This is a genomic window from Bartonella sp. F02, from assembly GCF_026929975.1.
Taxonomy (GTDB): Bacteria; Pseudomonadota; Alphaproteobacteria; order Rhizobiales; family Rhizobiaceae; genus Bartonella.
This window is the reverse complement of record NZ_JANHOK010000001.1, coordinates 112,737-128,409: the sequence shown is the minus strand read 5'-3', so window position 1 is coordinate 128,409 and position 15,673 is coordinate 112,737. Positions and strand designations below refer to the sequence as shown.

Below are 15,673 nucleotides of genomic sequence, written 5' to 3'. Positions count from 1 at the left end.
GACAACATTATATTTATCAAGGAAATCGCCATATTCTCCTTTCTCTTGAAGAAAAATAACTATAAAGTAACAATAACAAATCTTTACGGATTCAAAATGAGTGAAAATGACCTTTAAATCGCGCATATTTTCTATTTCTTCTGGAACCCCTTTTTTACCTCATTTTGTTGATGCGCTTTTTTCCGGAACTCTCATTGAAAACTTCGCACCAAATGGTGATATTCAAAGCGCTCTAACTGATACCATCATTTATGTACCAACGCGTCGTGCTGCCCGTGCTTTGCGCGCTGCTTTTGTTGAAAAAAGCTCGACACAATCAAGCTTTTTGCCAACCATTCTCCCTTTGGGAGACATCGATGAAAATCATTCTTTTTTTACTGACGATCATACCAACGCTCTGATCAACAACCCTCCTATTGGAGAAAGTGAGCGTCTCCTTCTTTTAGCGCGTCTTATTCTTCCTTGGCGTGAAAAATTACCTGCCCACCTACGAGCCATGTTTGGCACAGAAGATGTTCTTATTCCTGCTCATACTGCCGATGCAATCTGGCTTGCTCAAGATTTGGCACGTTTGATGGATGAAGTTGAAACAGAATCTATAGAGTGGTCAAAATTAAAAGAAATCGCACCTGATATGATCGCTGAATGGTGGCAAATAACGCTTGATTTTCTCACAATCATTACGCAAAATTGGCCACAAATTTTAAAAGAAAGACAACAGAGTAATCCTGCTGAATGGCGCAATCAGGCTCTTAAAATACAAGCAGATATTTTACAACGCACCCCCCCCAATAAACCCATTATTGCTGCAGGTGCAACAGGTTCTATCCCTGCAGTAGCACATCTCTTAAAGGTTATTGCTTCCTTACCCAAAGGAGCTGTCGTCCTTCCAGGTCTTGATTTAAATATGGATGAAGCGCAATGGGATGCACTTGGAACAATACAAGAAGAAAAAAGTACCTTTGACCTCACCGGCCATCCAACAGCTGCTTTTAGTCATCCTCAATATCATTTAAAAAAACTTTTATCTTTGATGAAATGTCCACGCATCCATGTCCGAGAAATTGGCCAACGCAACACAATAAAAGAAAAACGCATTGCTCTTTTATCAGAAGCTCTTCGACCCGCTTCCACAACAGATCTATGGGCACATCTTATTCGTGACGATTATGAAAATATTTGTTCAGATTGGTCACTTATTGAAGCGATAAACGAACGCGAAGAGGCTTTAGCAATTGCCGTTGCTTTACGCGATGCCATTGAAGAGCCTCACAAAACTGCAGCTCTCATAACAAATGATCGCACTTTAGCACGTCGTGTTGCAGCAGAGTTACAACGATTCGGCATTGAAGCGAATGATTCAGGCGAAATGCCATTGGCTCAAACATTACCTGCAACTTTATTACGGCTTATCCTAGAAAACATCTTTAAACCCAGTGATCCTATTGCTTTTCTTTCTCTTCTTAAACATCCACTGACAACCCTCAAGTACAAGCGTTATTTTTTGCGCGAAATGGCAGAAAATTTCGAACTATTTTTCCTTCGAGGTAACATCGGTCGTATCCACCTTTGTGAATGTGATCAGTTTCTTGAAACATGGATTGCAACACATTCCTATAACAATTCTGACGCTGATACTCTTGATCCACAAAAGTGTGAAGAAGCGCGCCTACTCTGCCAGCTTTTAATCAAAGCGATTGAACCATTAACATCTTTAATGCAACAAGAAAGAGAATGCACCATTAATGAAGTTGCTATCGCCACTGTTGAAGTTTTTGAAAATTTTGGACGTGATGATGACAATTCGCTTACACATCTTTATCAAGATGAAGCAGGGCAAGCCCTAGCAACTTTTTTACATGAACTTGTCAGTGATCAATCAGGATTAAAATTTCGTCTTTGTGAGTGGCCAGCCATATTTTCTGCTCTTATAGCAACACGTTCAGTGTCTCCTTCCCCAGGAGGTCATCCACGTTTATTTATTTGGGGTACTTTGGAATCACGCTTACAAACAGTCGATACTGTCATCATTGGTGGTCTTAATGAAGGGACATGGCCAATAACAACTCGCAATAATGCTTTTTTATCAAGACCAATGAAAATGACATTAACGCTCGAGCCACCAGAACAGCGCATTGGTCTTTCCGCTCATGATTTCCAATGGGCTATGGGAATGAATAAAGTCGTCATGAGTCGTGCCAAACGAGTTAATCATACTCCTTCCATTCCTTCACGTTGGTTACAGCGTTTAGAAACAGTCATAGGAAAGAAGGTATGGCAGCAAATTTGCACACGAGGAGAAACATTTATTCATTGGGCAAAAATGCTCGATCATACAGAGATAACTTTCTCTGTCAAAAGACCTTGTCCTATTCCTCCACTTGAAATGCGCCCACGTCATTTCTCAGTCACTGAAATAGAAACATTGAGATACGACCCTTATGCTATTTACGCCAAAAAAATCTTGCATCTCAAACCACTTAAACCCCTTATTCATGACCCCAATGCCAAAGAACGCGGTATTCTCTATCACGCGATTATGGCTGCTTTTTGTACACAAATAAAAAACCCTCATACTGCAAATGCATTACAGGATTTACTGACTATTGGACGTCAAGAATTTGACAAATTAAACTTACCTTCTGATATTGAAATAATTTGGTGGTCCTCATTTGAAAATCTTGCTCCTTTAATTATCAAATGGGAACAAAGTCTTGAATTTCGAGAACGACATGCTGAAGTTATAGCCCAGTCAATGCCTATAGGGACAACAGGTGTCACTCTTTCAGGACGTGCTGACAGAATTGATATTTTACCTGGAAAAATGGCTGAAATTATTGATTTTAAAACAGGCGAACCTCCTTCATCCAAACAAGTTCGCGCTTTACTCTTTCCACAACTCCCTTTAGAAGCCGCTTTACTCATACATGGGGCTTTTAGAGGATTTCAAGATCTTTCTCCTTCGAATTTATTTTATATTCCTTTAAAAGGCAGAAATAAAATTAAGCCTCAATCAATTATTGAAACAACGAAAGGAAAAGACCAAGAAAACGCTGTTCTGCTTGGTGAAAAAGCTTGGAAAAATCTTATTGAATTGATTAATGATTATCAAAACCCACATCACGGTTATCTTTCCCATGCCGTTCCTTCTCCAAAATATTACGAAAGTGATTATGATCATCTCGCACGATATTGGGAATGGTCGAATAATTTTTATAAAGCGGATCAATCATGACATCTTTCTCTATTCCTCAAGCCGCTCTTGATGCACAAAAAACAGCAACCCATCCACAAACAAGTGTATGGGTTTCTGCAAATGCAGGATCTGGAAAAACTCACGTTTTAAGCGAACGTGTTATTCGTTTGCTTTTAAACGGTACTCCTCCATCACGCATTTTATGTCTTACTTACACCAAAGCTGCTGCTGCAGTCATGCAATCACGCATTTTTCGTACACTTTCCACCTGGAGTGAACTTGATGATGAGCAACTTCAAACAACTTTATCGCATCTTGATAAAAAATCTATCTCTGCAGAAAAACTAACTTACGCACGACAACTTTTTGCTCGTGCTCTTGAAACACCTGGTGGTCTTAAAATTCAAACGATTCACGCTTTTTGTGAAGCTTTATTACACCAATTTCCACTAGAAGCCAATATTGCTGGCCATTTTGAACTATTAGATGATATCAGCAAAGAAAAATTATTGAAACAAGCACGTTGCCAACTTTTAACGCAAAGCGAAGCGCAAAAAACACTGAAACAATTGCTTAAAATTATTAATGAAAGCACCTTTGATCAATTATTAAAAGAAGCTGTTCAAAATCAGCATGAGCTCTCTGATTTCTTACCGTTTATTTTATCTGACAATGGAAAAAAAGAACTCTATGCGCTTTTTGATTTAACTCCTAATGAAACAACTCAATGCTTGCTGGAAAAAATTCAACAAACCGCTGCGCTTTCTTCTTACATCCTAGAACAATATAAAATTTATGGAAACGGAAACTCAAAAAACACAATTGAAAAATTCTCCTTGTTAGCAAAATCTTCTGATGAAAGAGATACCATCAACCTTATTTCAAATATTTATTTTACAACTGGCGGTGATCCACGCAATTTTTCACGTCATTTTTCTAAAAAATTTCATGAACATTCTTTTTTTATTCAAAAAGAGATTGAAAACAAACAAAACCAACTTTCTATCCTTTTAGACAAATATCAATGTGCAAAACTCATTCCTCTCAACATAGCGGCTTTTCAGCTTTGTGCTATGTATCTGAAAACCTATGCAGATTTAAAAAAATCTAATGGTCTGCTAGACTTTGACGATCTCATTGAGCGCACACTCCATTTATTGCAACGCAAAGGCGCAAGCCAATGGGTACAGTATAAACTTGATCGCGGTATTGATCATATTTTACTCGATGAAGCTCAAGATACAAATCCTGAACAGTGGCAAATCATTCAACTTTTAGCGCAAGAATTTTTTACAGGTCATAGCCACCGCACAAACACTCGCACTCTTTTTGCCGTTGGAGATGAAAAGCAATCCATCTATTCTTTTCAAGGTGCCGCACCAGAAAATTTTGCTGAAAACGGTCGAATAATTCAAAAAAAAATACAGCAAATCAATCAAAAATTTGAAAAAATACAACTGCATTATTCTTTTCGTTCTACTGCTGAGGTTCTTAAAAGCGTTGATCTTGTTTTTGAAACACCAGAAAATTATAAAGGGCTTTCCGCCGATAATGTGAAAACGATCCACGAGCCTATTCGTATTAACAGTCCAGGTAGTGTCATTGTATGGGATGCTATCGCTGCAGAAACAAATGAACTTCCTCATGATTGGCATTCCCCTGTTGATTATTTGGATACACCTCAAATACAACTAGCAGAAAGAGTTGCTGAAACTATTGCCAATTGGTTGCACAAAGGTGAAATGCTTCCAGGAAAAGGACGCTTACTGCGTGCCAGTGACATTATGATTTTAGTTCGTAAACGCGATTCTTTTGTTCCTACTCTTTCTCGCGCCCTTAAACTTCGCAATATTCCCGTATCTGGTGAAGATCGTTTATACTTAACAAATCATATTAGTGTTCGCGATTTAATGGCACTTGCACAATTTGTCTTACAACCACACGATGACCTTTCACTGGCTTGTGTTTTGAAAAGTCCTCTTTTTTCTCTTAGCGAAGATGAACTTTATCAACTTGCAGCACAACGTATAGGATCACTTTGGCAAAGTCTTTGCACTCATGCCTCATCACACACCATTTTTAAAAATGCCTTTGAGAATCTCAAAAAATATCGTGATTTGGTTGATAAAATGCCTGTTTTTGAGTTTTATAGCCATATTCTTAATAACGATAAAGGACGGCAAAAAATTATCGCTCATTTAGGATCTGAGGCAAATGAAGTCCTTGATGCTTTCATGGACTATACGCTTGCTATTCAAAAAACAGGCCTACCTGGATTGCAAGCTTTTTTGGAAATATTGAATGAAAACGAACCAGAAATTAAACGTGAATTCGATCAGGGTCATGAAGAAGTTCGTATTATGACCATCCACGCAGCGAAAGGTTTAGAAAGTGCTGTTGTCTTTCTTGTTGATCCAGGAAGTGAAGTCTTGCATTCACAATATGTGCCGCATTTGCTTAAACTACCCTTCAATGACAGAAAAGCTTTTATCTGGCATCCAGATAAAGAATTTGACACAAAACTTTCTAAAAAAGCATTTTCATATTTAAAAGAACGAGCAACCGAAGAATATAAACGTCTTCTTTATGTTGGTATGACACGTGCTGAAGATCGATTAATTGTTTGTGGCTATAAAAATAAAAAAGAAAACCCTGATACGTGGTTAGAATTAGTCAAAAAAGCTCTCACTCCCCACGCAGTTGCTATCCAAACCTCTGAAGACGATATTGCAGCTTGGCACTATTCTATCACACCCTCTTCTTCTCCTTCAATAGATGAACAAATAAATTGTGAAATTAGTCAATCGTTTCCACCTCTTCCTGCTTTTTTTCATCAAAAAATGCTTATAGAGCCAGCTTTACCAAAACCACTCAGACCTTCTGTTTCCAATCTTACTATTGATGAGGATTCTGAATTTTCTTTCAATTCAAAACAGCATATAATTTCACCCGTTTTAGGAGAAAAAAACACTAATAAAACTTTTCCTCTTGAATATGGTAATGTGATTCACCGGTTATTGCAGTATCTACCAAATTGCACTCCTGAAAAACGCCAAGATTATGCTCAACGCTACCTCAGTGTTAAGGCTTCTCACTGGCATGACACTCAAAGAAAAGATGCACTCCAACATATTTTGAAGCTTTTAGAGCATCCGCATCTTAAATTACTCTTTTCTCATTCTTCACGTGCTGAAGTATCATTAATGGGAACCATCAAAATTCGTGGCAAAGAACGAACTGTTTCCGGTCAAATTGATCGTTTATGTATTACACAAAATCGTATTCTTTTTGCTGACTTTAAAACTGGAACTTCACCAAAAGACGAAACTGATATTTCGCCTCATTATTTGTTACAAATGGCTCTTTATAAAAAATTGCTGCACAATATTCACCCCGATAAAGATATACAAGCTCTCCTCATCTATAGTAAAGATGCAAAAATTTTTACACTTTCTTCTGAAAGACTTGATGCATTACTTTATGAAACCTCAACATAAAAAGAAATTTCTTTTTAAACAACTTGCTTATTATAAATGATCTTTGCAATAATTTGACATTAAGCACAATTATACCCATGTATAAAGATAGATATAAAGGATAAAACAATGGCATGTATAAAAATTGATAATAACAATTTCAAAGACGAAGTTCTGTCTTCTTCAACTCCTGTCGTTGTTGATTTTTGGGCTGAATGGTGCGGACCTTGCAAAATGATTGCACCTCTCCTTGATGAAATTTCAACAGAAATGAAAGACCAAGTAATCATTGCTAAAGTCAACATTGATGAAAATCCAGAACTCGCCGCTCAATATGGTGTACGTTCAATTCCCACTCTTTTAATGTTCAAAAATGGAAATGTTTCATCTAATATGGTTGGAAGTGCTCCTAAAGGACGTCTTTCTGAATGGATTACAGAGAATCTCCGTTAATTTATTTCTAAAAAAATTTTCATTAAACAAAAAGGACTAAAAAGTCCTTCTTGTTTAATTTGAATAACAAATCTTCTTCTGTAGTAAAAATATTTATCTATTTAGAATGTATCTGATAATCTTTAAACGTTGCAAATTTGATTTTCGGAGCGCGTTCTGCTTCATAATTTAATGAAAAATGATTGTCTGCTAAAAACACTGGATCACCATCCAAATCATGAGCAATAGCAGAACGATGATTTGTTAGAAATTTTTGAAGCTCATCCTTATTCTCTGAAGAGATCCAACGACATACGCTAAAACGCGCTGGTTCAAAACTCACCGGTAAAAAATATTCTACCTTCAACCGCTCTGTTAAAACATCAATTTGCAAAGCGCCAATCACACCAATAAGAGCTGGTGATCCATCATCAGGAATAAATAATTGAACAACACCTTCTTCAGCCATTTGCTGCAAAGCATCTTTAAGCTTTTTCGCTTTCATAGGATCGCCTAAACAAACGCGACGCAAAATTTCTGGAGCAAAATTGGGTACACCTTTAAAGAGAATACTTTCTCCTTCAGTTAAAGTATCACCAATACGCAACGTCCCATGATTGGGAATACCCACAATATCACCGGCATAAGCTTGATCAGCAATTTGTCGTGAACGCGCAAAAAAGAACTGCGGCGTAGAAAGAGTCATCGATTTTCCAGTTCTGACTAATTTTGCTTTCATACCACGCTCAAGCGTTCCCGAACACACTCGCAAAAACGCAATACGATCACGATGATTGGGATCCATATTCGCCTGAATTTTAAAAACAAACCCTGTCATTTTTGATTCAGTAGCGATAACATCCCGTGTATCTGCCACCTGATTACGAGGACTTGGACCAAAATCAACAAGAGCATTAATCAAATCACGAACACCAAAATTTCGTAATGCCGAACCAAAATAAACGGGTGTCATATGTCCTTCATAAAAAGCTTGAAGATTAAAACTTTTACAAGCATCTCGCGCAAGCTGTACTCCATCCATAAAAGACATACGCTGATTTTCAGGCAGTAATTCTGCAACTTCATTGAGACCAGAAATAGAACGTGGTGTTATTTCATTATCTTTTTGACGAAAACAATTACGATGAAGATCAAAAGTGCCAACGAAATCTTTACCTGCGCCAATAGGCCATGTAATAGGTGCCGTATCCAGTGCGAGTTTTTCTTCAATCTCATCTAATATCTCTAGAGGATCACGTGCCTCACGATCCATCTTGTTAACAAAAGTAACAATAGGAATGTCTCGCATCCGACACACCTCAAATAATTTTAATGTTCTTGGCTCAATTCCGCGCGCACCATCCAAAACCATAACAGCACTATCAACAGCAGTAAGTGTGCGATATGTATCGTCTGCAAAATCTTCGTGTCCTGGCGTATCTAACAAATTAAAGATATGACCTTCATATTCAAATGTCATAACGGATGTGACCACTGAAATACCACGATCACGTTCAATATTCATCCAATCTGAACGTGTTTGAATACGATCTTTTTTTGCCTTGACTTCACCAGCAAGCTGAATAGCTCCCCCAAACAACAAAAGTTTTTCTGTCAGTGTCGTTTTTCCCGCATCGGGGTGAGCAATAATCGCAAATGTCCGTCTCTGCTTTACTTCTTGCGCTAACTTTTCCATTATTCCTCCACGGAACGAGCAAGCGCCTCAGCAATCAACGCACGCATTTCATTAATTCCATAAATCGCTATAAACGACCCAAATCGTGGCCCTCGTTCTTGTCCCAAAAGAACTTCATAAAGCATTTGAAAAAATACATTCGAAACCCCAGGTCCGCCTTCTGGGCTTTTTTTACTTTGATCTTGATAACGTTCTATGAGACGCGCAACATCAAGAATCGCATTTTGAATTACATTCCCGTCTATATCTTTTGGTAAACTTGCTAATTTTTCATCAATAGCCATTAATGTTGAACGTTCACTCTCATCAGGTATTCTAAATTTTTTATTTGGTTTAACAAAAACATCAAAATATTTAATGGCAAACTCTACCAATTTGTCAAGCATTGGATAAGTTTGTGCATTTGCTCCTTGAGCATAACGTGAAATAAATCCCCAAAGAACTTCTTTATTTTCGGCATTTGAAGCACTTACCAAGTTCAAAAGCATGGCAAATGACACAGGCAATTCAACTTTTGGAGGACAACCATTATGAATATGCCATACAGGATTATTTATTTGCTCCTTTTGTTGTTGACGACCATAAGCTGAAAGATGTGCATAATATTCATCTACAGCTTTTGGAATGACATCAAAATAAAGCCGCTTTGCTGTTTTAGGCTTTAAAAACATATAGAGAGCTAAACTTTCTGTTGGTGCATAAGTTAACCACTCATCAATCGTTAAACCATTGCCTTTGGATTTGGAAATTTTTTGCCCTTTTTCATCTAAAAAGAGCTCATAATTAAATCCTTCAGGTGGAATTCCACCGAGAACCTTACAAATTTTAGAAGAAAGATTTGTTGAATCGATAAGATCTTTCCCCGCCATTTCATAATCAACGTCAAGCGCTTTCCAGCGCATTGCCCAATCCACTTTCCACTGACACTTAACTTTACCACCTGTAACCTCTGTTTCAATGGCTTCACCGGTTTCAGGCTCGATATAAGTAACAGTTCCTTTTTCAACATTCCGAGCAATCATCGGAACTTGTAGTACTTTCCCAGAAATAGGAGAAATAGGCAAAAAGAGTGAATAAGTTTCTCGTCGCTCTTCACCCAACGTTGGCAAAACAATTTGCATAATCTTATCATAGCAAGAAAGAATTTTTAAAAGCGTTTCATCGAAACGACCAGAACTATAATAATCTGTTGCACTAGCAAATTCGTAATCAAAACCAAAACGATCAAGAAAAGCACATAAACGTGCATTATTAGCAACTCCAAAAGAAGGATAAGCATCGCCAAAAGGATCTGGAACCTGACTTAATGGTTGACCAAGGTAATTTTTCATCCTCTCACGATCAGGAACATTATCAGGAACCTTTCGCAACCCATCCATATCATCAGAAAAACAAAGTAGTTTTGTTTTTACTTTATTCTCCGTCAAAATATGAAATGCATGGCGCACCATCGTTGTCCGTGCAACTTCTCCGAAAGTCCCAATATGCGGTAAACCAGAAGGTCCATAACCTGTTTCAAATAAAACACACTCAGGGTAACCGGTTTTTTCATAACGTTTAATAATTTTGCGCGCCTCTTCAAACGGCCAAGTTTTCGACTGAACAGCTGCATCTATTAATTCGGGTGTAAGACTCAAGGCATCATTCTGATTGCGCATCATTATTTTTATCCTAAAATTAAATTCTTTAATAACATGCTGTATGGTTCTTGAATTTATTCGTCAATAAGAACAAGCTAAAAACTAAAAAAATCTATTCAGTTTACTCTTGTCATTATAAATACCTGATCTATTATTCTCGTTATAGTCTTTTTAATTATTATATAAATTTAAAGTATAAGTATTATGAATCGTAATTTGCTTGTTTTAATTATCATTGCTTTAATTGCCGTAATCATAGGATTTTCCTATTATACGTATCAACAAGAAAGCAAATCTTCTAGTATTGAACTCAAACTCAATAAATAGCGTGTTATTTCTACGCCAACAAAGACAGAAAAGCATAATCAATTAATTTTACTTAATTAACTTACTGGCAAATATTATATCCAATGCTTTTTTATATTTGTTTGTCGTTAAAATACATTCAGTAAAATTCATGCATTCTCAGCTACATTTTCAAGTCGCAAACGTTCTGATTTTCGTAAACGTTCTGAAGCAGATTTAAGCTGCCCACATGCAGCAAAAATATCGCGTCCACGCGGCATACGAATGGGTGAAGCATAACCAGCTTGATTAACCACATCAGCAAAGCGTTCAATTTGTTCCCAATCAGAACATTGATAATCGCTTCCTGGCCATGGGTTAAAAGGGATCAAATTAATCTTTGCAGGAATCCCTTTAAGTAACTGCACCAATTGCTTAGCATCGTCTAAACTATCGTTAATATCTTTCAGCATTACATATTCAAATGTAATGCGTTTAGCATTAGAAAGGCCAGGATATTTGCGACACGCATCCATTAACATAGCAAGTGGATATTTTTTATTGATTGGAACTAAAACATCGCGCAATGCATCATTAACAGCGTGAAGAGAAATAGCTAACATAACTCCTATTTCTTTTCCAGTTCGTATAATTTCAGGAACAACTCCACTGGTTGAAAGAGTAATGCGACGTTTTGATAAAGAAAGTCCATCTCCATCAGAAGCAATTAAAAGCGCTTTTTTAACCTCTTCAAAATTATAAAGCGGTTCACCCATCCCCATCATCACAATGTTGGTAATTTTTCGTCCTTTCGATACTCCCGCAGCATGAGGTGTCTCTCTATCAGGAAAATCATCCAAACGACGACGCGCAAACAATAATTGTGCCAAAATTTCTTCTGCTGTTAAATTGCGAACAAGTCTCTGTGTTCCCGTATGACAAAAAGAACACGTTAATGTACATCCTACTTGCGATGAAATACATAAAGTACCCCGCCCCTCTTCAGGAATATAAACTGTTTCAATTTCAACAGGCTTTCCAGCACCTCGTGCTGGAAAACGCAAAAGCCACTTACGCGTTTCATCTTGCGATATTCGTTCTTCAACAATCTCTGGACATGTAATAGAAAAATGCTCTTTAAGCTTTTCTCGCATTGGCTTAGCAATATTCAACATTTCATCAAAATGTGAAACACCACGGACATAAAGCCAATGCCAAAGTTGACGAACACGCATACGCGCTTGCTGTTCTGGTACACCAATTTCTTTTAAAGCTTGCGCCATTTCATCGCAAGACAGACCAATCAAAGATAATTTATGAGGTCTATCTTCCAACACAAAATTATCTTCTTTAAGTGTTTGACGCGCATTAATTGATTTAAGGTCATACGAAACAGCCATTGTTTTACTATTTATATAATTACCAGAGAATATCTTAATGACACTTTTGCGCTGCATTCAAGGCAGCACTTATTCCTTTTAAAGAATAAGTATAAGTGGTATGCGTTCCACGTTTTGAAATAGCTTTCACCATCATATGAAGACCTGAACGCATTGCAGCAACAAATTGCTTTTCCACTTCTGGAGAAGCTAACCAAGCTGATGAACCTTTTGTAAAAAACTCAAAATCTCTTTTCCCGATAGTTACCGTCACAGTTGATCCTTCTTTGAATTTATAACCAGCCAAAAACTGTGGTTCAAACGAAATCGGTGAATGAGAACGTTTCGTAACCAAAAAGAAGTTATCACCATGATTAACAGTTGTTGGATGCGAACTCAAAGGTAATGACAAAACATAGCAAATTGTATTTTCTGGTGAAATATAAGAATAAACCCCCCAAGCATCAAATTGATGTAAACGGCTTGGCGCTTGCGCCTGCACTGCACCCGCAGTAATTAAAATCATCATAGACGCAGCAACAAAAATCTTTTTAAACATCCTCATCTTAGCTCACTTTTTCATTTTTAAATATTTTTTCGTTAAAAAGTTTTGATATCAAACTAATTATGACTTTCTAGATCTTACTAAAACATAAAATTTTTATTCAACAACTAGATTTTTAAAAAATATGTGTTCTTATACATAAAAATATAGAAATATATCACACCTTATTTCGTAATCTCTATTACGAAATAACATAAAAAAGTGAACACACTCTATAATTATATTACAAACAAGAAAATTATTGTAAAGCTCTGCAAAAATAGATTTTACGAAAAACCTTAAATTGCAAAACTTCTTTATAAATTCAATCTGTAACAATTAGAAAATTAAATCGTTGATAATATTGATTTCTAATATATCTTATAAAGTATAAAATATTCTACATCTAGTTATTATATATTTTGGAAAATCATAATAAACTAGCAAAAACTTTTTAATGCACTCAGAATTGCGTAAAGATTATTGTTCATTAAAAAATCAAGACTTGCACTCCCCCGCTCTTTAAAAAATAAAACTAATCTAATTCACAAAACGCATTAGACTCCACGTACAGATAATCAAATTAGATAAATCCAAAAACGCAAAAATCAGTGCTTTATACACAAGAATAAAAAAGACAACAAAAGAAAAACCAATAATAAAAAAAGACCACCAATGCATTTATTCTCTTTTCCTCGAGCCAAGCATTTTTCAGGTGTGAATTGTAATTCCCAGAATTAATATTCTTACAGCATATGTTGTCACAAGGCTCTTTATTAGGCCGCATTTAATGCCGAATGCTGTATCAACAAAGCATAAAGCGCATTAGCATCACGTGTATTGCGTAATTGCTGAACCACATCAGAATAACGCAATACACGCGCAATTTGTGACAAAGCTTTTAAATGATCTGCACCAGTATATTCAGGAGCCAAAAGTAGAAAAACAAGATCAATCGGTTCATCATCAAGAGTTTCAAAATCAACAGGAGTCTCAAGACGAGCAAAAATACTAACAATTTTATTAATACCGGGAAGCTTTCCATGAGGAATTGCAATACCGTTTCCTATACCGGTTGATCCTAATTTTTCGCGCTGCAAAATAGTATTAAAAACTATATGCTTATCAAGACCTGTCACTTCAGCAGCTTTTTCAGATAGAATTCTTAAAACTTGTTTTTTCGAATTTGCTTTAACCGCTGGAATAATTGACTCCGGTGAAATTAATTCACTCAAATTCATGCTTTTTTTTCCTTATTATACGACAAAATAAACACACGACATTCATTATTCGTTCTTGTCGATCTCTTTCACCACAGCATACACATTTATTTTTCAACGAATAACAAATGCTCGCCTAATTCATTCAATATCACTTCCAGTGCAGCAATAAATAATACTCAACTCACTCTTAACAATATCAAAAAAATAAAAAACATTCTTCACGAGAAATCTAAACAATCATATCAACATTTATCATTAAATGGTTTTATCGGATATCTCAGATATAATAACGTAATAGCCTTAATCTCAAAATGAGTTCATATTTTAAAAAGGAACAATTTCATACTCTGGTATCAACTTAAAATTAGAACACTTTTTTTATTTTAAATATATGGACAATATTTTCAAACCTAAAAACTAGAAAAGTGCGTACCTCTGCTCAATTACCGCATTAAAATATCTAAATTTTATACTTATCTTAACATCTGTAATAACGAATAACACATCAATGTGTGAACACACCATGCAACAAGCGAGAAAACAACATGACTACACACTTCATAGCCATAATATAAACCTATATTATTCTGATTAAAATATTTGAAACAAGATTACAGACACATTATCCAACGACATATAAAAAATTTTTGGATACTTCATATACATTCCCCAAAACAATTTATTGCCTTCTCTGATCCTCTCTATACCATTTATTATAAACTGTATAAACAATATTCTCTACACAATAGATCAAAAGAAAGCTCCATCCAAAAACGCCCTATTTTCTTGTTTTTCACGAATAAAAAACAACATTCTGACTATTTTTAATTATAAAATAAATTCTGGCACAAATAAGAAGTTTCTATTGTGAAACTCAAATGTCTATTAACAATATTTAACATAAAATAAAAATGAAATCTTAGTGAACTTTATTATAAAATAAGATTAAATGTTATAACTCTATTAAAGATCCATAACGGCTATATAATAAATTGGAAATAATCAAAGAGAAAATTGATCTCCTAGATAAATTCTACGCACATCTGCATTATCAATAATGTCATTCGGACAACCATGAATTAATACTTGTCCTGCATGAATAATATAAGCACGGTCAACAAAACCTAATGTCTCACGCACGTTATGATCTGTTATTAAAACGCCGATACCGCGTTTGGTTAAATGGCGAACAAGCTGCTGGATATCAGAAATAGCAATAGGATCAACTCCTGCAAATGGTTCATCAAGCAACATGAAATGAGGACGAGAAGCGAGTGCACGTGCAATTTCAAGACGCCGACGCTCACCACCAGACAAAGAAATAGCTGGCATTTTACGCAAATGGTCAATTTTAAATTCATGCAAAAGTGCATCGAGTTCTTCGCGGCGTTTTAAACGATCTTTTTCAATAACCTCTAAAACAGCCTTAATATTGTTTTCAACTGAAAGACCACGAAAAATGGAAGCCTCTTGTGGTAAATATCCAATACCTAAACGCGCACGCCGATACATAGGCATATGAGTAATATCAAACCCATTAACTTCTATCGAACCACCATCAGGTGGAATTAAACCTGTAACCATATAAAAACAAGTCGTCTTGCCAGCACCATTAGGACCTAAAATACCGACAGCTTCTCCAGAACGGATATTGAAAGAAACACCACTCACAACACGTTTTTTTCGATAAAATTTAATCAAATTATTGGCAACTAAAACACTCTCTGAATGTTGTTTCAAAGCCTCATTTGCAAAATTATCCCCAATAACCTGTCTTTTTTCTTTGATTCCAAACATGAAAT

Annotated in this window: 9 protein-coding genes; 3 read left to right on the top strand and 6 right to left on the bottom strand. The window is 36.1% G+C overall.

What is annotated here, in order from left to right; all coding sequences use genetic code 11:
- Nucleotides 1-106: 106 nt before the first annotated feature.
- From addB to trxA, 3 genes are all read left to right on the top strand, one after another.
- Nucleotides 107-3,235, top strand: coding sequence for a double-strand break repair protein AddB (gene addB, locus NPY00_RS00570; protein ID WP_269020088.1), 3,129 nt, complete (start codon nucleotides 107-109; stop codon nucleotides 3,233-3,235).
- On the top strand, nucleotides 3,232-6,693 hold the full coding sequence (gene addA, locus NPY00_RS00565) for a double-strand break repair helicase AddA (RefSeq protein ID WP_269020087.1): 3,462 nt from the start codon (nucleotides 3,232-3,234) through the stop codon (nucleotides 6,691-6,693). The genes addB and addA overlap by 4 nt, the downstream gene beginning before the upstream one ends.
- A gap of 108 nt (nucleotides 6,694-6,801) precedes the next feature.
- A complete protein-coding gene (gene trxA / locus NPY00_RS00560) occupies nucleotides 6,802-7,125 on the top strand; it encodes a thioredoxin (protein ID WP_269020086.1) in 324 nt (107 codons plus the stop codon).
- Nucleotides 7,126-7,222: 97 nt separating this feature from the next.
- Here trxA and NPY00_RS00555 read toward each other — a convergent pair whose 3' ends face one another.
- The 6 genes from NPY00_RS00555 to lptB all read right to left on the bottom strand — a co-directional run bounded on the left by NPY00_RS00555 (nucleotide 7,223) and on the right by lptB (nucleotide 15,668).
- The gene (locus NPY00_RS00555) at nucleotides 7,223-8,800 is read right to left on the bottom strand and encodes a peptide chain release factor 3 (RefSeq protein ID WP_269020085.1); all 1,578 of its coding nucleotides are present in this window, start codon (nucleotides 8,798-8,800) and stop codon (nucleotides 7,223-7,225) included.
- A complete protein-coding gene (locus NPY00_RS00550) occupies nucleotides 8,800-10,461 on the bottom strand; it encodes a lysine--tRNA ligase (RefSeq protein WP_269020084.1) in 1,662 nt (553 codons plus the stop codon). Before NPY00_RS00550 ends, NPY00_RS00555 begins: the two co-directional genes overlap by 1 nt.
- A 434-nt stretch (nucleotides 10,462-10,895) precedes the next feature.
- Nucleotides 10,896-12,125, bottom strand: coding sequence for a 23S rRNA (adenine(2503)-C(2))-methyltransferase RlmN (rlmN, locus tag NPY00_RS00545; RefSeq protein ID WP_269020083.1), 1,230 nt, complete (start codon nucleotides 12,123-12,125; stop codon nucleotides 10,896-10,898).
- A gap of 34 nt (nucleotides 12,126-12,159) precedes the next feature.
- Nucleotides 12,160-12,663 carry an invasion associated locus B family protein gene (locus tag NPY00_RS00540; protein WP_269020082.1) on the bottom strand — a complete coding sequence of 168 codons (504 nt, stop codon included), beginning with the start codon at nucleotides 12,661-12,663 and terminating at the stop codon, nucleotides 12,160-12,162.
- Between the two features lie 761 nt (nucleotides 12,664-13,424).
- Nucleotides 13,425-13,889, bottom strand: coding sequence for a PTS IIA-like nitrogen regulatory protein PtsN (ptsN, locus tag NPY00_RS00535; RefSeq protein ID WP_269020081.1), 465 nt, complete (start codon nucleotides 13,887-13,889; stop codon nucleotides 13,425-13,427).
- Between the two features lie 984 nt (nucleotides 13,890-14,873).
- Nucleotides 14,874-15,668, bottom strand: coding sequence for an LPS export ABC transporter ATP-binding protein (lptB, locus tag NPY00_RS00530; RefSeq protein WP_269020080.1), 795 nt, complete (start codon nucleotides 15,666-15,668; stop codon nucleotides 14,874-14,876).
- Nucleotides 15,669-15,673: the final 5 nt, after the last annotated feature.